Below are 23,715 nucleotides of genomic sequence, written 5' to 3'. Positions count from 1 at the left end.
ACTTGGGTGGATGTCGCTTACGGTGCCTGCAAAGCATCCAACGCCACGTTAACCAACAACACATTCACCACCGGTTTACCGAGGAAACCGACCAAAGGCTGAGTAGAATTTTCGTCTATCAACCGTTGGATCTGTTCAACCGGAAGATTGCGTGCTTTGGCGATACGCGGGATTTGCCAGGCTGCTGTTTGCGGGGAGATCTGCCCGTCCAGACCGCTGGCTGATGCGGTCACCAGTTCAACGGGAACCGCTGGATTAGCCTGCGGATTTGCCGCGCGTAACGCCGCAATACGTGTCGCGACCACCTTATCCAGCTCAGGGTTACTTCCCGCCAGGTTGCTGCCGCCTGAAGCCATGGGATTATAGGGCGTTTCAGCCGTAGCAGAAGGGCGGCCTTGTAAATACTTCGCCTCGGTGAAGTTTTGCCCAATCAACTTCGAGCCACGTACCACCGTGGTATCAATAATCAATGAACCATTGGCTTGCGCCGGGAACCACCACTGGGCTAGCAGCGTTGTCATTAGTGGGTACAGACCCCCTGTAATCAGGGTGAGCAAAATCAGTAACAGTATAGCGGGACGGATGGTAGACATTTGTTTTTCCTCTTAAACCAGGCTACAAACGGTTAGCAGCAAGTCGATAGCTTTGATGCCAATAAACGGCACAACTAAACCCCCCAGACCGTAAATCCACAGGTTGCGGCGAAGCATCGCTGCGGCACTGAGCGGTTTGTAGCTCACGCCCCGTAACGCCAGTGGAATCAAAAAGATGATGATTAGCGCGTTAAAAATCACCGCGCTTAAAATCGCCGAGGCAGGGGAGTGCAGGTGCATCACGTTTAGCGCATTAAGCTGCGGATAAGTTGCAGCAAACGCGGCGGGAATAATCGCGAAATACTTTGCCACGTCGTTGGCAATACTGAAGGTGGTCAGCGAGCCACGGGTCATCAGCATCTGTTTACCGATGTGCACCACTTCAATCAACTTGGTGGGGTTAGAATCCAAATCGACCATGTTGCCCGCTTCTTTTGCCGCTTGCGTACCGGAGTTCATGGCCACTGCCACATCCGCCTGCGCCAGCGCCGGGGCATCGTTGGTACCATCACCGGTCATCGCCACTAAACGGCCTTCCGCCTGATACTGGCGAATCAACGCCAACTTGGCTTCCGGAGTTGCTTCTGCGAGAAAATCATCAACACCCGCTTCGGCAGCAATCGCTGCCGCCGTCAGGCGGTTATCCCCGGTGATCATCACCGTTTTAATCCCCATCTGGCGCAGTTGCGCAAAGCGCTCCTTAATACCGCCTTTCACGATATCCTTCAGGGCGATAACACCGAGCACATTGGCACCCTCTGCCACTACCAGCGGTGTTCCGCCTGTGCGGGCAACACCTTCTACCAGAGTGTCGACCTGCGGCGGGAAGTGTCCGCCGTTCGCCTCAACGTGGCGACGAATAGCATCCACCGAACCTTTGCGAATCATGCGGTCCTGAATATTGATGCCGCTCATACGGGTTTGCGCGGTAAACGGCACAAAGGTGGCATGCAGGTTTTGCACGTCGCGTTCGCGCAGGTTAAAGCGCTGTTTTGCCAGCACCACAATGCTGCGGCCTTCTGGCGTTTCATCAGCAAGAGATGAAAGCTGCGCCGCATCGGCCAGAGTTTTTTCATCAATACCGGGTGCAGGCAGGAAATCAGAAGCCTGGCGGTTACCAAGCGTAATGGTGCCGGTTTTATCCAGCAGCAATACGTCGACATCGCCCGCGGCTTCAACGGCACGCCCGCTGGTGGCAATCACGTTTGCACCCAACATGCGGCTCATCCCGGCAACACCAATCGCTGAAAGCAGCCCGCCGATGGTGGTGGGAATTAAACAAACCAGCAGGGCAATCAGCACCGTGACGCTAACTGCCACACCACCGTATTGCGAGAAGGGCCACAGCGTGGCGGTTGCCAGTAAAAAGACGATAGTCAGCGCCACCAGCAAAATCGTCAGCGCGATTTCATTCGGCGTTTTGCGGCGTTGCGCACTTTCCACCATCGCAATCATGCGGTCGAGGAAGGTTTCGCCAGGGTTCACGCTGCACTGAATCACCAGCCAGTCGGAAAGAATGCGCGTGCCGCCAGTGACGGAGGCAAAGTCACCACCTGATTCACGAATCACTGGTGCGGATTCGCCGGTAATCGCGCTTTCATCGACTGATGCGCCGCCTTCCAGCACTTCGCCATCACAAGGGATAATGTCGCCCGCTTCAACCAGCACAATGTCGCCTTTACGCAGATCGGCGGCGGGAACATGGTCCATTTGCGCGTCATGGTGAGGGGCGCGTAATTTGCGCGCCCAACTGGTTTTCTTCACCCCTTTCAGGCTATTGGCTTGCGCCTTGCTACGGCCTTCAGCCAGCGCTTCGGCAAAGTTTGCGAACAGTACGGTAAACCACAGCCAGATGCTGATGGCTAAGGTAAACGATGCGTCGCCCTGAAGTTTTCCACTGAACATGGCAATCGCCAGGACCGTAGTCATCACGCTACCCACCCAGACGATAAACATCACCGGGTTACGCCACTGCACCTGCGGGTTAAGTTTTTTAAAGGAATCTATTAGCGCCTGACGAATCAGCGATGGTTCAAATAGCGCCTGTTGCTTGCGACTCATGGAAGCCTCTTAATCACAAATTCACGAAGGAAAGGTGTTCCGCAACCGGGCCTAATGCGAGGGCGGGGATAAAGGTCAGTGCACCGACTAACAATACGGTGCCAATCAGCAGGCCAATAAACAGAGGGCCGTGAGTCGGCAGCGTACCGACGCCTGCGGTTTGCGACTTTTTAGTGACTAGCGTTCCGGCAATCGCCAGCACCGGGACAATCACCGCAAAGCGGCCGAGCCACATGCATACTGCCAGAAGCACGTTCCAGAAAGGCGTGTTGGCGCTAAGCCCTGCAAATGCGCTGCCGTTGTTATTAGCGGCAGATGAGACGGCGTAAAGCACTTCGCTAAAGCCGTGGATACCAGAGTTGAATATCCCGGCGCGACCAGCCTCAGTCATCATCGCAAGGGCGGTACCGAGCAGTACCAATGTCGGGGTGACGAGGATTGCCATCGCAGTCATTTTCATCTCTGCTACGTCGATTTTTTTACCCAGATATTCCGGTGTGCGGCCAATCATCAACCCAGCGATAAACACGGTGAGCAAGACGAACAGCAACATGCCGTACAGCCCGGAGCCGACGCCGCCAAACACCACTTCACCGATCTGCATCAGCCACATGGGAATCATGCCGCCTAATGCTGTGAAGGAGTCATGCATTGCATTAACAGCGCCACAAGATGCTGCGGTGGTAATCACGGAAAATAGGCTACTGACCAGAATGCCAAAGCGACTCTCTTTGCCTTCCATATTGATATTGCTATCAGCACCAAGCTGCATGAAATGCGGGTTACCTTGTGTTTCAGCCCACATCACCACCACAACGCAGATAACAAAAATGATGCCCATCGCCCACAAAATGGCGCGCCCCTGGCGTTTGTCGCCCACTGCTTCACCAAACGCAAAACACAGAGCGGTTGGGATCAGGAAGATCGCCAGCATCTGCACAAAGTTGGTCAGAGCCGTTGGGTTCTCGAAAGGGTGAGAGGAGTTAGCATTAAAGAAACCACCGCCGTTGGTGCCGAGCATTTTGATCGCTTCTTGCGAAGCCACCGGCCCCATCGGCAAGACATGCTGCACACCTTCAAGCGAGGTGAACGGCTGATATGCGGCGATATTCTGCAAGGTTCCCTGGCTAACAAAGAATAATGCAATCAACAGTGAAATCGGCAGCAGGATGTAAAGCGTGATGCGTGTTAAATCGACCCACGCGTTACCAAGCGTAGTGGCGCTATGACGGGAAAATGCGCGAATCAGCGCAAACACCACGGCGATACCCGTTGCAGCGGAAAGGAAGTTTTGTACTGTCAAGCCAACCATCTGGCTGAAATAACTCAGCGTGGTTTCGCCGCTATAGGATTGCCAGTTGGTATTGGAGACAAAACTAACAGCAGTGTTTAACGCCAGATGCCAGGAAAGGCCAGGCAATTGCTGTGGATTAAGCGGCAAACTCCCTTGCGTCATTAAGATGATGAAAAGCAGTAGCAAACCTAAAACGTTGAAGACCAGGATCGCGGCAAGATAACGTTTCCAGCTCATTTCAGCCGTTTCGCTTCCCAGCACTTTCCACATCACCGACTCAACACGGCCCACGCTTGGCAGCGGTTCTCCTTCAATTAACCGTGCAAGCATGCTACCCAGCTGTTTTGCCAGTGCAAAAAGCACCAGCAGGAAGCTGGCAATTAATAAGAATGCAGAAGCGGCCATTAGAACGCCTCCGCATTAATCAGGGCATAAATTAAATATCCCAACAGCATAAAGACCAGCACCACACCGGCTATCAGACCTGCACTCACAATCCACCTCCGCATGCCCGTCATACTTCGATTTGCAGCCTTCCTGCAACTCGAATTATTTAGGGCTGATAAGTAATTGGAATGAGTGTGAAAGTTTCGGTGCAAAGATGTCGTAAAAGTCTGGGGGCGGGGTGTAAAAAAAGTATAAAAATGCCATATACCCGTCGCCCTGCATCCCAAAGTGACTTTGGGGTAAAGCCATTAATTAACTAATGGTTAGTATTTATTTAACTATTCTGTAACTTAATTACGCGAGGAAATGTAAATTAGTGGCAAAAAGTGTCCTTTAGTGGTCGGATGAGTAGTAAACTTTCAGACAATGCGATACTATTTTGGGCAGATAACAAGTTCCAACTTCCCGGTTTTTGCTACCGGTCACAATTTAAGGGAGAAGCCTATGACTCTATATAAAGACTACCCATTGCATCAGGTCATCCTGCGTCGCACTTTTGTTGTTGTAGCAGGTGTTCTGGCTTTGCCAGTGATGCTGTTCTGGAAAGATCGCGCCCGTTTTTACAGCTACCTGCACCGCGTCTGGTCTAAAACCAGCGAAAAACCAGTTTGGATGGCTCAGGCTGAAGCCGCATCCGCTGATTTTTACTGAGTTTGCTGAGAAGTCATTACTACGGATACAAAACATCAAAGCCCCATCAGTTCACAACTGATGGGGCTTTTTTACGGCTCATGGTAGCGGGTTAATGCGCCAGCTCTTTCCAGTTATAAATCTGATTGGTGGTATCCATTACGGGTGCTTTTCCTGCCAGCCTGTTTGCGATGTGTTGCACTGTTTCTTCAGGCCTGTCTCCAGGTAGCGAAATTCCCATCCAGCGGCGCAATATTTTGTCGTTATTCACCGTTGAATAAATATCCTCTACCGTTCCGGTATCTGGGTTATTAACCTGCGGGCTGTACCAGATAAACATTGGCACTTCAAAAGCGTGCTGGCTTGGTTTTACCCCTCCGTGGTGATAAACCACGTTTTGTGTCGGTTCGCGTTCCAGCGCGTGATCGGAAAAATAAGCGACAGAAGCTCGCCTGTCTTTCAGCAGAGAGAAAATATTGCCGAGTAGTTTGTCAGTGAAGTGGATTGAGTTGTCATAACAGGCATCTATACCATCACTTTGCCTGCTGAAGGGGGCGTCAGTGGTCGGAAAACGTGTGCATTCCGGTTCATGGCTACCATAGATATGCAGCACAATGAGCTGTTTACCTTGATGATTTAAAGCCTTACGCAAATCGGGTAACAACGCATCATCAAACCCATTGTTAACCCAGTGTTTATGGGCGGCATTCATCGCGATACCGGTAATCGCATTATTGTAATCACCAAGCATCCCCTGCTTACTAAACCATGATGTATCAAAACCGGCCTGATTCGCCAGGTTAATAATGTTATCCGAGTAATGGTGGATATTATGGTTTTGCACGGTATCTGCTGTGATCGCCAGCGGTACGGCGGTAATAGTGATCGGTGCGCCGCTAATGGCATGATTCCAGAGTAGAAGGTGGCTGCGCTCGGCCTCCAGTTGTGGCGTGGTGGGCTGCGGGTAGCCATAAATACTCATGTTTTCGCTACGCGCTGACTCCCCGATAACCAACACATAAGTATCAATACCGGTTTCCTGTGTTTGCAACTGGTAATCAGGGATCTGACTTGCTATTTGCCTTATTAATCGCTGGTCACTCCATGCCTGAAGAAAATATTTAACATTGCTTATAGGTAAATAGTTAATTACACGTGCAGTAATACTTCCCTGGCTGTTTTTCTTAATGTTATGGACCGTCGCTTGCACAATATTACTGAATAGTAATATTGCTAATAAATAACACGGTGATTTTGCGAGCCATTTATCACCAGGCGTAGGAATAGTCGCAACGCTGCGTAATAACAAAATGACCAGGGCGAAAAAACCGAAGCAATATTTTTTGTAGAGCCACAACATTGCGCTGATTTCGTGACTATCGCTCTCCAGTACACTCATTGCAAAACCATAACTAAACTCTGTGCCAAAGGTGCCGTGGGCATAGAAAGTTAGCGTAACATCCCATGCCACCAACAATAGCGGCAGCAGTGCCACGACTAAGCGGAGAGGTTTGTTTTTAATTAACCCAAACGATAACATTAATAATACAAATATTATCAATCGTTGAGACATAACATGCACTGGTGAGAACAAAATATTCGCCACTGCAACAATTAATATACAAACAACCAAAGGAGTAAATTGGCGCACTTTACCTAACATATAAATAACGTCCACGAAGAGTGACCGTTTAAACGGTCTTATAAAATGTGCTATCAACGGGGAATTAATATACCGGAAGGCATAATTAAGAATAGATATATTCATTGGATGAATTGATTCTTTGACATAAATCAGTATGTCGAAGGATGAACATCAACTACTGAACCTTTTAGTTATTGCTCTAAATGTGGGAGGATAAACCCCTCATCACAACTACTGGAGCACAGCATGTTGATTTGGCAAGATTTACACCATTCAGAATTGAGCGTAACCGATCTCTACACACTTTTGGCGCTACGCAATGAAGTGTTTGTGGTCGAGCAAAATTGTCCCTACCAGGATATTGATGGTGATGATCTGGTGGGTGAGAACCGCCATATTCTTGGTTGGAAGGGTGGCAAACTTGTGGCCTATGCCCGCATCCTGAAAAGCGACAGCGAGTTTGAACCGGTGGTGATTGGCCGTGTCATTGTTGATAAAAGCGTGCGTGGCGAAAAACTGGGTTACCAGTTGATGGAACAGGCGATGGCGTCGTGCCAGCAGTATTGGCCAGAAAAAACAGTCTATTTAGGTGCTCAGGCTCATCTGCAATCGTTCTATGCCCACTTCGGATTTGCCCCAGTTACTGACGTGTATGACGAAGACGGTATTCCCCATATCGGTATGGCAAATCGTTAATGACAGATTAATCGCCAGGTAAAAAGCACTAGTGTTGTCTATAGTTAGCGGACGAGTATTTTTTAAACACGGAGAACAGTGATGCAACCGTATGAATCTCGTCTTGATGATGATTTAACTCTGCTTAGTGAAACGTTAGAAGAAGTGCTGCGTTCCTCAGGCGATCCTGCTGACCAAAAATACATTGAGCTGAAAGCACGTGCAGAAGCTGCGCTCAGCGAAGTCAAAGCCCGGGTCAGTAGTGCGTCGGACAATTATTACTATCGTGCAAAAAAAGCCGTTTATCGCGCAGATGATTATGTGCGTGAAAAACCATGGCAAGGAGTTGGCGTTGGGGCTGCCGCTGGTCTGGTACTAGGGCTTTTATTAGCCAGGCGCTAGATACCCTTCGCCCTTCAAGTTGCAGGGGCGTTGGCTGCTCTCGTGCACCCGAATCACTTGACTTCAGTAAGCTCATCGGGATTTACTCGATTGCCGCCTACCTGCATCTCGAAGTAACTTGGGTATAATAATTGCGTCGAGTGCCAGCAGAAAAATCTTACCCATTGGGTGGGATTTTTTTTTGCCGCCATGACCACGTATAATCAGGGGTTTTCAGGGAAGGTGAGGTAAACGTGAATTCAGTTGTCGTCGCGCTGCAACAGTTACAGCTTGCATTGAACGCAGAATTTGCGGATGCACCGGGCTCACAGCAGTTATCTTGTGCTGTTACCCTCAGTGATGCCTCAGATGCACTCGCATGGTTGACTAGCCAACGTCTTTATCCTCAGTTTTACTGGCAACAGCGCAATGGCGATGACGAAATTGCCGCCCTCGGTGCTGTTTGCCAGTTCGATACCTTAGATGCCGCCAGGGCATTTATTGATGCCTATGCGGACCAGCCAGCTGTTCGTATTACTGGCGTAAATGCATTTTCACCCACCAGCAGTTTTTTATTTCTCCCACGCCTCGAATGGCGGCGCATCGGTGGCGATGCTTTTCTCTACCTTAATATTTATAGCGAAACTTCCCTGCAAGATGATGCGCGGGCAGCACTTCAATTCCTTGAGCAAATGCTGCCTGCAAAGCAATTGCCATTACAGCGTTTAAATTGCGTCGGTGAGCAACATATTCCAACACAACCAGAATGGAATCAGTTAGTTGACTGTGCAATATCTGCAATTGAGCAGCACGAGCTCGATAAAGTCGTCCTGGCGAGAGCCACCGATCTGCAATTTACTACCGCAGTTTCCGCAGCCGGGTTTATGGCGGCCAGTCGCCGGGTGAACCTGAATTGCTATCATTTCTTGATGGTGTTTGATGGTAGCCATGCGTTCCTTGGCTCGAGCCCGGAACGCTTGTGGCGGCGCATTGATAGCGCTTTACGCACCGAAGCCCTTGCCGGAACGGTTGCTAACCATCCCGACGACCATCGAGCCTGGTCTTTGGGGCAGTGGTTGCTCAAAGACGATAAAAACCAACGTGAAAACATGTTGGTCGTTGAAGATATTTGCCAGCGTTTGCAAAAAAAGGTGGGGGCTATTGATGTATTGCCGCCGCAGGTGGTACGTCTGAGAAAGGTACAACACTTGCGCCGTTGCATCTGGACCGATTTGGCTCAGCCTGACGATGCTGTATGCCTTGCAATGTTGCAACCTACTGCCGCTGTTGCCGGGTTGCCACGTGATGTGGCGCGCGGATTTATCGCCCATAATGAACCGTTTGAGCGTGAATGGTATGCGGGGTCGGCAGGTTATATCTCGCAGCGTCAAAGTGAGTTCTGCGTTGCTTTACGCTCTGCAAAAGTAATCAATAATATGGTGCGTTTATATGCCGGAGCTGGAATTGTCGCAGGTTCTGATGCGGCGGAAGAATGGCAGGAAATAGAAAATAAAGCCGCCGGGTTGCGAACGTTGTTAACAAAATCAACGTTCTAAATTATAGGTATGTCTGAGACAATTCGAACTTCATTGTGCTTGTTGCCAACAAAAATGCAGTTTGAAGGGTATTACCGACCCATATCAAAATAACCGTTCCAGCAATAATTATAATGAGTCAGCAAAATTGACTCAGGACTGAATCATGTCGATAAGCTCGTTTAACCGCCGTTGGGCTACGGTAATCCTTGAAGCGCTGACTCGCCACGGCGTGCGCCACGTCTGCATTGCTCCTGGCTCGCGTTCTACACCTCTGACCCTTGGGGTGGCTGAAAATCGGGCTTTTATTTGTCATACACATTTTGACGAGCGTGGTTTAGGTCACCTGGCATTAGGTCTGGCAAAAGCAAGCCAGGCTCCGGTCGCTATTATCGTGACTTCCGGTACGGCGGTGGCAAACCTCTATCCGGCGATTATCGAAGCGGGTTTGACCGGTGAAAAACTGGTGGTGCTTACCGCCGATCGTCCACCGGAACTTATTGATTGCGGTGCCAATCAGGCGATTCGCCAGCCTGGGATTTTTAGCTCCCATCCTACTCAATCGATTAATTTACCTCGTCCAACACAGGATATTCCTGCGCGCTGGTTGGTTTCGACTATCGATAACGCACTAGGCCAGCAGATGGCTGGTGCGATTCACATCAATTGTCCATTCGCCGAGCCGCTGTATGGCGAGCCTGATGAAACAGGCATGAGCTGGCAACAGGCATTGGGCGACTGGTGGCAAGGTGATAAACCGTGGTTACGTACCGGCCTGACTCAGGAAGTGCTTAAACAGCGTGACTGGTTCTTCTGGCGTCAAAAACGCGGCGTGGTGGTTGCCGGGCGTTTGAATCCTGAAGAAGGAAAACAGGTCGCTGCATGGGCAAAAATGCTCGGTTGGCCGTTAATTGGCGATGTGCTATCGCAAACTGGGCAGCCGTTGCCGTGTGCAGATTTATGGCTGAGCAACAGCCAGGCGGTGACCGAACTTGCCGAAGCACAAATTATTATTCAGTTTGGCAGTAGCCTGACCGGAAAACGCGTTCTGCAATGGCAGGCAACCTGCGAGCCTGAAGAGTACTGGCTGGTGGATAATCTGCCAGGCCGGCTTGATCCTGCGAATCATCGTGGCCGTCGCTTGTGTTGCGATATTACACAATGGCTGGAACTTCACCCCGCTGAAAAGCGCGTGGCGTGGGATGAGAAATTAACTACGCTTGCAAAAATCGCCCAGCAGGCGGTTAAAAAGGGCACTCTCGAATTTGGCGAAGCCCAGGTTGCGGCGCGCCTGGCTGAATTGTTACCGGAAGCCGGGCAGCTGTTTGTCGGCAATAGCCTGATAGTTCGTTTGGTTGATGCTTTCGCGCAATTGCCTGCTGGTTATCCGGTATTTAGCAATCGTGGTGCGAGCGGTATCGACGGCTTACTTTCAACAGCCGCCGGCGTGCAACGAGCCACCGCGCGCTCGACGCTGGCGATTGTTGGCGATCTCTCGGCACTTTACGACATCAACTCACTGGCATTATTACGCCAGGTTTCCGCTCCCTTCGTTTTGCTGATCGTGAATAATAATGGCGGGCAAATATTCTCGCTGTTGCCAACGCCCGCAGACGAACGTGAACGCTTCTATACCATGCCGCAAAACGTCAATTTTGCCCACGCAGCAGCGATGTTCAGCCTCTCCTATAACAATCCGGCAAGCTGGGATGAGTTGCAGGAAGCAGTGACCCATGCCTGGCATTCTCCTCATGCAACCGTCATTGAGCTCACCGTTGGTGAAACTGACGGTGCGCAAACCTTGCAGCATTTGCTCGCACAGGTCAGTCAGGCATGATTCTGCACGCTGTTTTTCATGAAGGCCGCGATGCCAACTTGCCGTGCCTGGTTTGGCTACACGGCTTTTTAGGCAACCGGAAGGAGTGGGAAACCTTCAGCGAACATTTCACCGATTGGCCGCAACTCTTTATCGACTTGCCCGGTCACGGTAAATCAGCCGATATTACGACTGAAGACTTTGCTCAAGTCGATAAATTACTGCGAAATACGCTCCTTAGTTACAACATTCTAAAGTACTGGCTAATTGGCTACTCTCTTGGTGGGCGCGTGGCGATGTATCATGCTTGTCAGCTTGAGAATTCCGCTTTGTGCGGCTTGATTGTTGAGGGGAGCCATCCTGGACTTACGGATGAGAATGCCCGCCGAGAAAGAAAAAGCAGCGACCAGCAATGGGCGCAGCGGTTACGCACACAACCGCTAAAAGAGGTGCTGAACGACTGGTATCATCAAGCTGTTTTCCAGTCGCTCAATGATCAACAACGCGCTGCGCTTATCGCACAACGCAGCCAGAATAATGCCCAGAACCTTGCCGCAATGCTTGAGGCGACTTCTCTTGGCAACCAACCAGATTTAAAGGCTACGCTCAAGCAATTGCCGTTGCCTTTTTACTATCTTTGCGGTGAGCGGGATGAAAAATTCCGCGCCGTGGCAACCAACCTGGAATTGTCACCGCACCTTATTACTGCCGCAGGCCATAACGCACATCGGGAAAACCCGATTGCTTTCACGGCCTGCCTGCTCAATTTATTGCGAAAACCTATCGAGGAAACACCATGATTTATCCAGATGAAGAAATGCTTTACGCGCCAGTTGAATGGCAGGATTGCTCGGAAGGTTACACCGATATTCGCTATCACAAATCCGCTGACGGTATTGCTAAAATCACGATTAACCGCCCTGAAGTGCGTAACGCGTTCCGTCCGTTGACCGTAAAAGAGATGATTAATGCGCTGGCTGATGCCCGTTACGACGACAACATTGGCACCATCATCCTGACCGGCGAAGGCGAAAAAGCCTTCTGCGCAGGCGGCGATCAAAAAGTACGTGGCGATTACGGCGGTTACCAGGACGCAAGCGGCACCCATCACCTGAATGTGCTGGATTTCCAGCGCCAGATTCGCACCTGCCCAAAACCAGTTGTGGCAATGGTTGCGGGTTATTCCATCGGCGGTGGTCATGTACTGCATATGATGTGCGACCTGACAATTGCTGCTGAAAACGCGGTATTCGGCCAGACTGGCCCGAAAGTGGGTTCATTTGACGGTGGCTGGGGTGCTTCTTATATGGCGCGTATCGTCGGCCAGAAAAAAGCGCGTGAAATCTGGTTCCTGTGCCGCCAGTACGACGCAAAAGAAGCGTTGGATATGGGCCTGGTGAACACCGTTGTGCCAAATGCAGATCTCGAAAAAGAGACTGTGCGCTGGTGCCGTGAAATGCTGCAAAACAGCCCAATGGCGCTGCGTTGCCTGAAGGCTGCGCTGAATGCTGACTGTGATGGTCAGGCCGGTTTACAAGAACTGGCTGGCAACGCCACCATGCTGTTCTACATGACTGAAGAGGGTCAGGAAGGTCGCAACGCGTTCAACCAAAAACGCCAGCCGGACTTCAGCAAATTTAAACGGAACCCGTAATGCGTAGCGTCGAACTATGGCGCTTTCAGGTGCCGATGGATGCGGGTGTAGTGCTGCGTGAGCGGCGCCTGAAAACACGCGACGGACTCTTAGTGCGCCTGACCGACGGCGAAAAACAGGGCTTCGGTGAGATCTCGCCGTTGCCGGGTTTTAGCATTGAAACGGTCGAAGAAGCGCAAAGCGAAGCGTTGATCTGGCTGCAAGCCTGGCAAACGGGTAACGACACTGGCTTACCCGAAATGCCATCGGTGGCTTTTGGTCTGAGTTGTGCGCTGGCGGAGATCAGCGGCGAGCTTCCTCAGGCGGCGGATTACCGCGCGGCGCCCTTGTGCACCGGTGACCCGGACGAACTGTTTGCCATGCTGGCTGCTATTCCCGGTGAGAAAATCGCCAAGGTGAAAGTGGGTTTGTATGAAGCCGTGCGCGACGGCATGGTGGTCAATCTTTTGCTGGAAGCGATGCCTGATTTGCGTCTGCGTCTTGATGCCAACCGTGGCTGGACACCGCTCAAAGCGCAGCAGTTCGCTAAATACGTCAATCCTGATTTCCGACCGCGCATTGCGTTTATCGAAGAGCCGTGCAAAACCCGTGAGCAATCCCGTGAGTTTGCCCGTGAAACGGGGATTGCGATCGCCTGGGATGAAAGCCTGCGTGAGCCTGATTTTGAGTTTGCCGCCGAACCGGGTTTGAGTGCGGTGGTTATCAAGCCGACCTTAACCGGGAGTCTTGAGAAAGTCCGTCAACAGGTGGAGCAGGCCCATGCCCTGGGATTGATGGCGGTTATCAGTTCTTCGATTGAGTCGAGCCTCGGCTTAACACAATTGGCGCGAATTGCCGCGTGGCTGACGCCGCAAACATTCCCAGGTCTCGATACGCTGTCGTTGATGCAGGCACAATTGGTGCGCGAATGGCCAGGCAGCCCACTTCCGTGCTGGTCACTGGAATCTCTTGAGCGAGTGTTATGAGTTTTCAGGATTTCCCCTGGCAGCATTGGGCACAAATTCGTGGTGACCAACCGGCACTTACTTTAGGCCATGAAAGCCTGAACTGGCGCGAGCTATGCCAGCGCGTTGATGCGCTGGCAGGCGGCTTCCGGCAGCAGGGTGTGCTTGAAGGGCAAGGCGTTGTGTTGCGTGCGAAAAACAGCCCGGAAATGGTTTTCGCTCTGCTCGCGTTATTGCAATGTGGGGCGCGTGTATTGCCGCTTAATCCACAGTTGCCTGAATCTTTGCTCCAACAGTTATTCCCCACGCTGACTATCAACCATGCATTGATCTTTGATGCGCCGCTTACCGTTGCCGATATCAACCCGTTAACTCTGCTGGATGGCGAACATTTCAAGGTTGAGTGGCAGCCTGCAAGGTTTGCATCGATGACGCTGACCTCCGGCTCAACGGGCTTACCCAAAGCGGCGGTTCATACCAGTGATGCTCATCTTGCCAGTGCTGCAGGTGTGCTGGCGGTGATGAATTACGGAGCGAATGACAGTTGGTTGTTATCACTGCCTCTGTTTCATGTCTCCGGCCAGGGCATTTTGTGGCGCTGGCTGCTGGCGGGTGGTTGCATGGTAGTGCGCGATTTACATCCTTTGAGCGATGCATTGCAAGGTTGTACGCATGCGTCACTGGTACCGACTCAGCTCTGGCGACTGCTTGAGCAATCCCATCCGGAAACCTTGCGTGAAGTGTTATTGGGTGGCGCGGCAATTCCCGTTGAGCTCACGCAAGCGGCGCAGGAAAAAGGCATCAATTGCTGGTGTGGTTATGGATTAACGGAACTGGCCTCAACGGTGTGCGCCAAACGTGCTGATGGGTTGCCGGATGTGGGCAAAGCTCTGCCAGGACGGGAAGTGAAAATCGTTGATCAGGAAGTGTGGGTTCGTGCCGATAGCCTGGCATCAGGCTACTGGAAAGCGGGCGTTGTCGTGCCGCTGGTTAATTCACAGGGCTGGTTTGCAACACGCGATCGAGGGGTTCTGAATGGGCCGCGTCTAACGCTTATTGGCCGCCTCGATAATCTGTTTTTCAGTGGTGGGGAAGGGATCCAGCCGGAAGAAGTTGAACGCGTGATTGCAGTTCATCCCGCGGTGAAACAGGTTTTTGTCGTGCCAATAGATGATGCCGAATTTGGCCAACGCCCGGTTGCGGTGGTGGAAGCCGACGAGGATTTTGACCTGTCGCTATTGTCAGAGTGGTTGCCGGGAAAAGTAGCCCGTTTTCAGCAGCCGGTGCGTTGGTTGCGCCTGCCTGATGAATTCAAGCAGGGTGGGATTAAGATTTCGCGATTACAGTTAAAGTTATGGGTAAAGCGGGTGGCTAAAATTTAATGCCACCCGCTCGATTTAGTGTCGGATGTCGCTAACGCTAATCCGACCTACATACCCGATTCTAAGTCTGATTTATGCCGCTCTGTTCGAGCGGCTTTTTTATTGGCAATCCATATAAACCAGATAAAAATATTGCAAACCGCTTCGCTAGCAAGTTAATGAACCTAAAACTATACTTGGGTTGCAGTAAAATTCTGCAATCACTGAGGAATGAGTTATGAAAACACTAAACATGAACGTTTCCAAAGAGCAGCCTAAAAATCCAGATAAAGCCCCTAAGAACGATGAGAAAAAGCCAAAGCAGAATCAAAAATAAGCTTTGTTCCATTTGTAGGTTTTAACTGCTCTTGCGTTGGAGGTTCTTATGTCTAACCATCCAAACCTGGTCGACCCGGTACCTGTCGATGAACCGCTGCCCGGAGATACAATACCAGGTGTTCCAGACCCCATTGAGCCGCTTGATCCTGACTTACCCTTGGACCCGGTAAGATGAAGAGTGAAACGAAACCGCCTACGGGCGGTTTTTTGTTGCCTTAACTTCCATAAATGCTGTTTCGCCTACACCTAAACTCTCGTGTTTTCCCGCTGCTGCAATTTGTGGGGGATTGGTGAGAGTGAAGCTGGCGGCTGTTTAACAGGGTGTTTTTTCATTTTCTTACAAACGAATGAAGAAAAGCATTTCTAATGCATTGATTACCTCACCCCTGGCTGTAAAATCGGCGTTTTTTCAGGGACATCCCTTTTTACTGCTCAGGATTGAAAGCATGAACAAATTACTTTTGGCTGGCGTTGCCGGTTTAGCACTCGTATCTGCATCTGCAAGCGCTATCAGCGTTAGCGGCCAGGCGGGCGAAAATTATACAAACATCGCAGTAGGCTTCGGCCAGGACTCTGCCGGTCTGACCATGAACGGTAACTACGCCCATAACGATGACGACGGTGATACCGCAGGTCTGGGGCTCGGTCTGAATGTGCCATTGGGTCCATTTATGGGTACAGTTGGCGGCCGTGCGGTTTATCTGAATCCGAAAGATGGTGATGAAGGTTATGCGTTGGCAGTGGGTGGTGGTTTGAGCTGGCAGGTATTTGATAGCTTCTCCGTATTCGGTGATTACTACTACTCTCCAGACTCTCTTTCCAGCGGCGTGAAAGATTACCAGGAAGCCAGTGCGGGTGCTCGTTGGACTGTTATTCGCCCAATCACTGTTGAAGCCGGTTATCGCTATATCGGTGTTAACGGTAAAGATGGCAACCGTGATAACGCTATTGCAGACGGTCCATACGTCGGCGTTTCCGCAGGTTTCTAAATCCTCTTCGTCTTTCGCGTTGCAGGGGCGTTGGCTGCTGCCGCGCGCCCTGGTCGCATAGTTATCTATGCTTCCAGAGACTTACGGCTTTGCCGCCTTCCTGCAACACGAAATCCTTTGAGGATTATCTTTTTGGTAATCCTCAAATTAATTTGCGATATTGTGAACCGTTTTCTTCCCGCGGAGCACAACAATGATAAAAGTGGAAATGCTGTCTACCGGCGACGAAGTGCTGCATGGTCAAATTATTGATACCAACGCAGCCTGGCTTGCTGATTATTTCTTTAACCAGGGTTTACCAATGTCGCGCCGTAATACGGTGGGCGACAGTCTTGAAGATTTAATCGCGGTGCTTAAAGAGCGCAGCGAACATGCCGATGTTCTAATTGTGAATGGTGGCCTTGGGCCAACCAGTGATGACCTCAGTGCGCTGGCTGCCGCTACTGCCGCAGGCGTGGAGCTGGTGATGCATCAGGAATGGCTTGCGCATATGGAACGTTTCTTTGCCGAACGCGGTCGTGAAATGGCACCGAGCAATCGCAAGCAGGCATTAATCCCTGCCACCAGTGAAATGGTTGATAACCCGGTCGGTACTGCATGTGGCTTTGCTCTAAAGCTCAACCGCTGTCTGATGTTTTTCACTCCCGGTGTTCCTTCCGAATTTAAGGTTATGGTCGAGCAACAAATCATGCCGCGTTTGCGTGAGCGCTTTGTGCTGCCTGAGCCGCCAGTTTGCCTGCGTCTTACCACTTTCGGGCGTTCCGAAAGCGAGTTAGCCCAAAGTCTTGAGCCGATTCCTTTACCGGACGGCGCGGTGATGGGGTATCGCTCATCAATGCCGATTATCGAGTTAAAATTGACTGGCCCAGCAAGCCAGCGTCAGGCGATGGAAGCCGTATGGCCGCAAGTGCAGCGTGTCGCCGGTGAAAGTGCCATTTTTGAAGGGACCGACGGTTTGCCAGCGCAACTGGCGGAACGCCTGCGAGCGCAATCGCTCAATATTGCCGTCAGCGAACAATTCACCGCCGGGCTGCTGTGCCTGCAACTTGCCAGTGCGCAAGCGCCATTAGGTAATAGCGAAGTGCTTTCCGCACGCCCTGAAACACTGGTGCAGATAACGGAGCGTGCAAAAAATTTCTCGCTGCAAGCGGGAAGTGCTCTGGCGCTGGTGGTTGGGAGCCTTGATGACGAGCATCTTCATTTTGCACTGCACACGCCAAAAGGGACTTATGGCCTGCAAGTAAAATTCAGTGTGACCCGCTACGCCCTGCGCACACGCCAGGAAGTCTGCGCGATGATGGCACTTAACATGCTGCGCCGCTGGCTCAACGGCTGGGATGTCGCCGCTGAGCATGGCTGGGTGAATGTTGTCGACTCACTAGAAATCTAAAAACTATGCGAGTGCCCGAGCCAAAAGCGTAATCGGGTGCTCGCATTTCTTACTGGTGGACATCTCAATCTGCCATTTGCAGGTTTCGCAATCTGTGACCACCAAATCGACGCCGCTCTCCTCAATCTGCTGGAATAACGGTGCGCCAATGCTTTGTGAAAATTGATAGTTTTCCTTTTTAAACCCGTACGTCCCCGCAATTCCGCAGCACTGGGATTCCAGCATAACCAGCTCCACGCCAGGCAAACGCTGCAAAAGATCCAGCGTGTAAAGCGACCAGCCCATTTTTTCCATATGACATGGCGTGTGGTAGGCAATACGCAGCGGTAACGCTTTGAGGTTCAACTCCCGGCCTTCTTCCAGTTGCTTCCAGATAAAACGAGTCACCAGTTCAATATGGTCACGCATCGGGCGAGTGTCGATATCCAGCACCTGCGGGTATTCATCGCGCAGGGTAAAGGTGCAGGTGGAAGAAGTGGCAATCACTGGCAACCCTTGTTCGAGCACTGCTTTCTCTAATGATGCTGCGTTAATCGCCGCCTGCTTTTTGGCTTTATCGATAAAACCGTTAGCAATCAAGGGTACGCCACAGCACTTTTCACGTTCCAACAGTTGCACGCCAAATCCCATCGCATTCAGCACGCTGACCAGATCTTTGCCCAATTGTGGATGGTTGTAATTCACATAGCAACCGTGGAAAAACGCCACTTGCTCAGCAAAGGTTTTTTGCGTCGTTGCCTGTTTGCGATACCACTGCCGAAATGTTCCTGACGAGTATTTCGGTAATGCGCGGTGGCTGTCGATGCCGAGAGTTTTATCGAGCAAATTTCTCACCGGTATCAATGACGTTGCTGCATTCACCAGCGGTGCGAACGGTGTCGACAGTGTGCCCATTAAATCGGTATGGCTGAGAATGGCATCTCTTAATTTAAACGGTGTTTTGCCATAGCGGGCTTTGGCACGCTGGATGATATCGCCAATTTTCACATCAGACGGGCAGGCGACTTCACAGCGTTTACAGTTGGTGCAAAATTTAAGGGCGTCATCATAGAGTGCGGCATCTTTCAGGCGCAGGCGCTCTCCGTCAGGCCCGGACTGCTTAGGGCCAGGGTAGTCCGGGTTAACCCGGCTGACCGGGCAGACAGTGGTGCAGACGGTGCATTTAATGCAGTTTTCAAAACTGGTTTCATCAAGCAGATTCATGCACTGCCCCCTGCGATTCAAGAATGCGTTGTGCGACGTGCAGTGCGCCAGTCATTGACACACCCGCGCCACAACCTTGTTGCAGCGGGTCGAACCCGGCCAGTACCGAACCGATGGCGTAAAGGTTTTTGATGCGTTGCCCGGCGCGGGTGGGGTGGAAATGTTTATCAATGGCAACGCCTGCCTGCAAATATGGCTGCGGGCTGAAAAAGTCCTCTTTGCACCACGCTTCACGCTCGGCTGGGGCACGGATATCGAGGCCGAAAACGGGCTCTCGTATGCCGCTGAATTTTGCCTCCAGCCCGTTACTGAAAAAGCTGCCGCTGGCGAGGACATAATGGTTTGCCCGCAGCGGGACTTCTGCGTGGTTGCGGGTGAAAATGGCGCTGACATTTTCCTGCTGTGTTTCCGTCCTCACCACGGCATCACCGGGCATCATTATCCCGTTGAGTTGCTGAAAACGGCGGCGCAACTGGTGATACAACCGCATACCGAGCACCGAAGGGGGAAGTGTAGGTAACAGGCGAAGCGGGCAGGGTAATTCACGGCTTATCGCCTGCCAGGCTTTATCATCTTCACTCCCGAGGCATGCCGGAAGGAACAGGGCATCAGTGTCATGCGCCAGCGTTTTAAGCTCATCAATAAGCAGGCGTTGTTGTTCTGGCATATCCAGTACGCGGGCGATATTGGCAGCGCGGAACTCGCTGGGGTTATTGCGTAACGTGTCCAGTGCGGGAAGCGTCAGTTCCGCGGTTTTCACATTGATGTGGTTTTCTGCCAGTGAACCGGCGACCAGTTCTGGCTGAAAATCGAGAAAACCGGCAATACCGACTACCGTGATGTGTTTCCACGGAAGGGGTGCTACGGGGATTTCCATTGGGCTAAGCCACGTTGCACGTTCAATACCCAGTGGCGTAATGCGCTGGTGGTTTTGCTTGTAACTGCCCGTGAGCGTGATATGGCAACGGGCCAGCAACGCTTCACTCTCCATCGCGAAACGCTGTACGTTTTGCGCCCCCATCAGACTATAAGGGTGTTCTGGTGCCTGCAATTTTAATGCTGCCAGTGCATCCAGAGGGGAGTTTACCGGGCTGCCATCGGGCAGTTCGGCCAGTAAATCCAGCGACCCGGACGAAAAATGCAGTGCGCTTTGCCCGCGACTGACGATAGCGCAACGCAGTCCCGCTTCCGCCAGACGGATACCGCACACCAGTCCAGCGAGTCCACCGCCAATAATCAGGCTGTCGAATTTCATTGTGGTGTTCCTTTTTTTAGCCCGCACAACCCCTGGTACACCCAGGCGGTAAATTCGCTTTCCCTGAGCGCATCGTCCCAGGCGATGGGGCGAATGCCTTTCCAGCGTTCATTGAGAAAAAGCGATAACTGGTCGAGCGATTGCGCAGGCGATGACGTGCCAAAACGTTGTAATAAACCGGCGGCGCGACAGGCGCATAACTCACCCTGGCAGGTGCCCATTCCTACGCGGGTTCGACGGCGCAAATCGCCAAGATTGGTGACAGCCAGTTTATTGACCGCGTAGCGAACTTCACCGGCCGTTACCGCTTCACATTCGCAAACCAGGCTATTGCTCAGGCGGTCGCCAGCCAGAAGTTGTTCAGCACGATCGCCGTGGCGCCAGACAGCAGAGCGGCGGATGGTTGGCGGTAGGGAAATGACTTTACTGAGTGTCTCTTCTTGCGAGCTTCCTGAACCAGGAAGCGGGACGGTTGCGGTGGTGCAGGGGCTGGAATGACCGAGTTTTTCGCACACCGCATTGGTGGCCCATTCAGCCATCAGGCGGTAGGTCATGAGTTTGCCGCCGGTGATGGTGATGAAGCCGTCCATTCCGTCACGCTTTGCGTGATCCATCAATACGATCCCCCGACTGGCGTTGCGCCCGGTTGGATCGTTATCGCTGGCAACCAGCGGGCGAACGCCAGCATAGGCACGCAAAATGCGGGTGGCTGCGAGTTTAGGCGCAAGTTTAGACCCTTCACGAATCAGAATATCGACCTCTTGCGGCGTGACGCGCATATTGTCGATTTGGTCGTACTCAACAGGTGTTGACGTGGTACCAATCAGCGAAATGGTATCGCCGGGCACCAGAATATCGGCATCAGCAGGTTTGCGGCAGCGGTTGATCACCATGTTGTTGATGCGGTGACCCAGGATTAGCAGCGAACCTTTTGCTGGCAACATGCGCACGCTCAAATCAGCATATTCTGCAATGTGCTGCCCCCAGATTCCGGCAGCATTAACAACAACATGCGCATACAAATCGTGATGCTGGTGTGTCTGGTGGTTGTATACGCGAACCCCGCAAACCCGGTCTGCCTGGCGAATCAGACCGGTGACTTCCTGGCCGGTGAGGATTTCAGCGCCGTGTTCGCGGGCATCGAGCATATTGGCGGCGGTCAGGCGGAAAGGGTCAACGGTGCCATCAGGCACGCGCACCGCGCCGATCAATTCAGGGTTTGCCGCAGGTTCCAGACGCAAAGCTTCTTTGGGGTCGATGCGTTGAGCGTCAATTCCTGCGTCCTGGCAAGAGGCGATAAATATATTCTGTTGCGATAAATCGTCTTCGGGAAGGGTGATAAACAAGCCGTCGGTGCGTTCGATGCAATGGCGAGCGATACGTTTAAGGATGCGGTTCTCTTCAATGCATTCTCTGGCCGATTCGCTGTCCGTCATGGCGTAGCGCGCGCCGCTGTGGAGTAAGCCGTGGTTTCTCCCCGTCGCCCCGGTGGCGATATCGTGCCTTTCGAGCAGCAGCGTTTGCAACCCACGACGGGCGCAGTCGCGGGCAATTCCCGCCCCGGTTGCGCCACCGCCGATAATAATGACATCCCGCTCTTTGCATCCCGTCGCCATGCTCTGCTCCTGAAAAGTTCTCTTGAACACAATTGAGCCACAAATCAATTTTCAAATGTTTGATATCGAGCAAATTCGAGCATAAATCGAAAGTAAAGTGTGACGTCATGCACTATTTCGATAGTTTGTAATAAAAATGTAATATGTTGTGGGGTGTTTCACACTAACCAACCCCGATAATCCTTAACATGCGCTCGCAAATGAACATGGCTTATAAACCCTGCCACGGAGGCATTTATGCTGAGCATTTTCAAACCTACCGCCCATCAGCCACGGCTGAAAAGCGAGAATATCGATCCGACTTATCGGCGCCTGCGCTGGCAAATCTTCATGGGGATCTTCTTCGGTTACGCGGCCTACTATCTGGTGCGTAAAAACTTCACCCTGGCGATGCCGTACTTGATTGAGTAAGGTTTCTCGCGAGGGGATTTAGGATTCGCGCTTTCCGGTATTTCTATCGCCTACGGCTTTTCAAAATTCATCATGGGGTCAGTCTCTGACCGCTCGTATCCACGCGTTTTCTTACCTGCCGGTTTGATTCTGGCGGCAGCCGTGATGCTATTTATGGGGTTTGTGCCCTGGGCGACATCGAGCATCGCAGTGATGTTTGTGCTGCTGTTCTTATGTGGCTGGTTCCAGGGCATGGGCTGGCCGCCGTGTGGGCGCACGATGGTGCACTGGTGGTCCAAGAAAGAGCGTGGCGGAATTGTTTCTGTCTGGAATTGCGCGCATAACGTAGGCGGTGGCTTGCCGCCACTGCTGTTCTTACTCGGGATGGCGTGGTTTAACGACTGGCATGCGGCACTTTATATGCCAGCCTTTGCGGCGATTCTGGTGGCGCTGATTGCTTTTGCATTAATGCGCGATACTCCGCAATCCTGCGGGCTGCCACCAATCGAAGAGTACAAAAATGATTACCCGGACGACTACAACGACAAAACGGAAGAGGAACTGACGGCTAAGCAGATTTTTATGCAGTACGTGTTCCCGAACCGCCTGCTGTGGTACATCGCCATCGCCAACGTTTTTGTTTACCTGCTGCGCTATGGCATTCTCGACTGGTCACCAACGTATCTGAAAGAAGTGAAGCACTTCGCGTTAGATAAATCCTCGTGGGCCTACTTCCTTTATGAGTATGCGGGGATACCTGGCACGCTGCTGTGTGGCTGGATGTCGGACAAAGTGTTCAGAGGCAACCGTGGCGCAACCGGTGTGTTCTTTATGATTCTGGTGACGATTGCGACCATTGTTTACTGGCTGAACCCGCCGGGAAATCCGGGTGTGGATATGGCGTGCATGATTGTCATTGGCTTCCTGATCTACGGGCCGGTCATGTTAATTGGGTTACATGCGCTTGAGCTAGCACCGAAAAAGGCAGCGGGAACCGCAGCAGGCTTCACCGGCTTGTTCGGCTACCTCGGTGGGTCGGTCGCCGCGAGCGCCATTGTCGGATATACCGTTGATTTCTTCGGCTGGGACGGCGGTTTTATGGTGATGATAGGCGGCAGTATTATGGCCGTGATTCTGCTGCTGGTGGTGATGGTAGGTGAAAACAAACATCATCAGGAAATGAAAGCGCGGGAAGGTCAGTAATCCCCAAAAAATAAAAAACCTCCGCGGGAGGTTTTTTTACATCTCTATCTCAATATCGCCCTGCGCCTGGCAGCAGCAGGGCAGTATTTCACCGGGCTGGATAAACGCCAGCGGTTCGGTAAGCCACTTCACTTCGCCTGCCGTCAGCCGGATGCGGCAGGAGCCGCAATAACCTTCCCGGCACTGATATTCCACGGCGACCTGGTGGGATTCCAGTGTCGCCAGCAAAGAAGGGTGATTCTCTTCAGAAATGAGCTGTGCTCCGCTGATTCGTAGCGTAATGCGGCTCATAAA

At 51.9% G+C, this 23,715-nt stretch carries 21 protein-coding genes and 1 pseudogene; 13 read left to right on the top strand and 9 right to left on the bottom strand.

The features are described 5' to 3' along the window. Positions 1 to 17: 17 nt before the first annotated feature. Genes kdpC through kdpF form a run of 4 tightly spaced genes read right to left on the bottom strand, consistent with a single transcriptional unit; the run spans position 18 to position 4,442 of the window. Positions 18 to 593 carry a potassium-transporting ATPase subunit KdpC gene (gene kdpC / locus GC128_RS01870; protein ID WP_151992861.1) on the bottom strand — a complete coding sequence of 192 codons (576 nt, stop codon included), beginning with the start codon at positions 591 to 593 and terminating at the stop codon, positions 18 to 20. Between the two features lie 12 nt (positions 594 to 605). Continuing rightward, entirely contained in the window at positions 606 to 2,654 is a 2,049-nt protein-coding gene (gene kdpB, locus GC128_RS01865; RefSeq protein ID WP_151992860.1) for a potassium-transporting ATPase subunit KdpB, read from the bottom strand. A gap of 13 nt (positions 2,655 to 2,667) precedes the next feature. Further along, positions 2,668 to 4,353, bottom strand: coding sequence for a potassium-transporting ATPase subunit KdpA (kdpA, locus tag GC128_RS01860; RefSeq protein ID WP_151992859.1), 1,686 nt, complete (start codon positions 4,351 to 4,353; stop codon positions 2,668 to 2,670). After that, positions 4,353 to 4,442 carry a K(+)-transporting ATPase subunit F gene (gene kdpF, locus GC128_RS01855; protein ID WP_081908377.1) on the bottom strand — a complete coding sequence of 30 codons (90 nt, stop codon included), beginning with the start codon at positions 4,440 to 4,442 and terminating at the stop codon, positions 4,353 to 4,355. The genes kdpA and kdpF overlap by 1 nt, the downstream gene beginning before the upstream one ends. Before the next feature lie 397 nt (positions 4,443 to 4,839). Here kdpF and GC128_RS01850 point away from each other — a divergent pair, with 397 nt between their 5' ends. Next, on the top strand, positions 4,840 to 5,046 hold the full coding sequence (locus GC128_RS01850) for a YbfA family protein (RefSeq protein ID WP_034456665.1): 207 nt from the start codon (positions 4,840 to 4,842) through the stop codon (positions 5,044 to 5,046). Positions 5,047 to 5,137: 91 nt separating this feature from the next. On the opposite strand, the gene GC128_RS01845 is transcribed toward GC128_RS01850, so the two are convergent. Beyond that, a complete protein-coding gene (locus tag GC128_RS01845) occupies positions 5,138 to 6,598 on the bottom strand; it encodes a phosphoethanolamine transferase (RefSeq protein ID WP_193216207.1) in 1,461 nt (486 codons plus the stop codon). Between the two features lie 318 nt (positions 6,599 to 6,916). On the opposite strand from GC128_RS01845, the gene GC128_RS01840 reads away from it, so the two are divergent. The 11 genes from GC128_RS01840 (at position 6,917) to GC128_RS01795 (ending at position 17,754) form a co-directional block, all read left to right on the top strand. After that, positions 6,917 to 7,366, top strand: a complete 450-nt coding sequence (locus GC128_RS01840; RefSeq protein WP_151992857.1) for a GNAT family N-acetyltransferase — start codon at positions 6,917 to 6,919, stop codon at positions 7,364 to 7,366. Positions 7,367 to 7,447: 81 nt separating this feature from the next. Further along, entirely contained in the window at positions 7,448 to 7,747 is a 300-nt protein-coding gene (gene elaB, locus GC128_RS01835; protein ID WP_064517114.1) for a stress response protein ElaB, read from the top strand. Positions 7,748 to 7,980: 233 nt separating this feature from the next. Further along, positions 7,981 to 9,282 (top strand): isochorismate synthase MenF, encoded by a 1,302-nt coding sequence (gene menF, locus GC128_RS01830; protein WP_151992856.1) that lies wholly within the window; start codon positions 7,981 to 7,983, stop codon positions 9,280 to 9,282. Positions 9,283 to 9,427: 145 nt separating this feature from the next. Next, entirely contained in the window at positions 9,428 to 11,098 is a 1,671-nt protein-coding gene (menD, locus tag GC128_RS01825) for a 2-succinyl-5-enolpyruvyl-6-hydroxy-3-cyclohexene-1-carboxylic-acid synthase (protein WP_151992855.1), read from the top strand. Further along, the gene (menH, locus tag GC128_RS01820) at positions 11,095 to 11,877 is read left to right on the top strand and encodes a 2-succinyl-6-hydroxy-2,4-cyclohexadiene-1-carboxylate synthase (protein ID WP_151992854.1); all 783 of its coding nucleotides are present in this window, start codon (positions 11,095 to 11,097) and stop codon (positions 11,875 to 11,877) included. Before menD ends, menH begins: the two co-directional genes overlap by 4 nt. Beyond that, positions 11,874 to 12,731 carry a 1,4-dihydroxy-2-naphthoyl-CoA synthase gene (menB, locus tag GC128_RS01815; protein ID WP_034456650.1) on the top strand — a complete coding sequence of 286 codons (858 nt, stop codon included), beginning with the start codon at positions 11,874 to 11,876 and terminating at the stop codon, positions 12,729 to 12,731. Before menH ends, menB begins: the two co-directional genes overlap by 4 nt. Next, complete coding sequence (gene menC / locus GC128_RS01810) at positions 12,731 to 13,696, top strand: o-succinylbenzoate synthase (RefSeq protein ID WP_151992853.1); 966 nt, start codon at positions 12,731 to 12,733, stop codon at positions 13,694 to 13,696. Before menB ends, menC begins: the two co-directional genes overlap by 1 nt. After that, positions 13,693 to 15,057 carry an o-succinylbenzoate--CoA ligase gene (gene menE / locus GC128_RS01805; protein ID WP_151992852.1) on the top strand — a complete coding sequence of 455 codons (1,365 nt, stop codon included), beginning with the start codon at positions 13,693 to 13,695 and terminating at the stop codon, positions 15,055 to 15,057. The genes menC and menE overlap by 4 nt, the downstream gene beginning before the upstream one ends. 364 nt (positions 15,058 to 15,421) lie before the next feature. Then, on the top strand, positions 15,422 to 15,550 hold the full coding sequence (locus GC128_RS23035; protein WP_226811968.1) for a hypothetical protein: 129 nt from the start codon (positions 15,422 to 15,424) through the stop codon (positions 15,548 to 15,550). Positions 15,551 to 15,821: 271 nt separating this feature from the next. After that, complete coding sequence (locus GC128_RS01800) at positions 15,822 to 16,364, top strand: YfaZ family outer membrane protein (protein ID WP_151992851.1); 543 nt, start codon at positions 15,822 to 15,824, stop codon at positions 16,362 to 16,364. Between the two features lie 193 nt (positions 16,365 to 16,557). After that, on the top strand, positions 16,558 to 17,754 hold the full coding sequence (locus GC128_RS01795) for a nicotinamide mononucleotide deamidase-related protein YfaY (RefSeq protein WP_151992850.1): 1,197 nt from the start codon (positions 16,558 to 16,560) through the stop codon (positions 17,752 to 17,754). 3 nt (positions 17,755 to 17,757) lie between these two features. Here GC128_RS01795 and glpC read toward each other — a convergent pair whose 3' ends face one another. The 3 genes from glpC to glpA are packed head-to-tail and all read right to left on the bottom strand — an operon-like array spanning position 17,758 to position 21,828. After that, positions 17,758 to 18,957, bottom strand: a complete 1,200-nt coding sequence (gene glpC, locus GC128_RS01790; RefSeq protein WP_193216206.1) for an anaerobic glycerol-3-phosphate dehydrogenase subunit GlpC — start codon at positions 18,955 to 18,957, stop codon at positions 17,758 to 17,760. Then, positions 18,944 to 20,212 (bottom strand): glycerol-3-phosphate dehydrogenase subunit GlpB, encoded by a 1,269-nt coding sequence (gene glpB, locus GC128_RS01785; RefSeq protein ID WP_151992849.1) that lies wholly within the window; start codon positions 20,210 to 20,212, stop codon positions 18,944 to 18,946. The genes glpC and glpB overlap by 14 nt, the downstream gene beginning before the upstream one ends. Continuing rightward, on the bottom strand, positions 20,209 to 21,828 hold the full coding sequence (glpA, locus tag GC128_RS01780) for an anaerobic glycerol-3-phosphate dehydrogenase subunit A (RefSeq protein WP_151992848.1): 1,620 nt from the start codon (positions 21,826 to 21,828) through the stop codon (positions 20,209 to 20,211). The genes glpB and glpA overlap by 4 nt, the downstream gene beginning before the upstream one ends. A 237-nt stretch (positions 21,829 to 22,065) precedes the next feature. On the opposite strand from glpA, the pseudogene glpT reads away from it, so the two are divergent. After that, positions 22,066 to 23,421: pseudogene (gene glpT, locus GC128_RS01775) on the top strand (glycerol-3-phosphate transporter). A 36-nt stretch (positions 23,422 to 23,457) separates the two neighbouring features. On the opposite strand, the gene yfaE reads toward glpT, so the two are convergent. After that, on the bottom strand, positions 23,458 to 23,712 hold the full coding sequence (gene yfaE, locus GC128_RS01770; protein ID WP_151992847.1) for a class I ribonucleotide reductase maintenance protein YfaE: 255 nt from the start codon (positions 23,710 to 23,712) through the stop codon (positions 23,458 to 23,460). Between the last annotated feature and the right edge of the window lie 3 nt (positions 23,713 to 23,715).

Source organism: Buttiauxella massiliensis, from assembly GCF_902500225.1.
Lineage (GTDB): Bacteria > Pseudomonadota > Gammaproteobacteria > Enterobacterales > Enterobacteriaceae > Buttiauxella > Buttiauxella massiliensis.
This window is presented reverse-complemented; position numbering and strand designations above follow the sequence as displayed.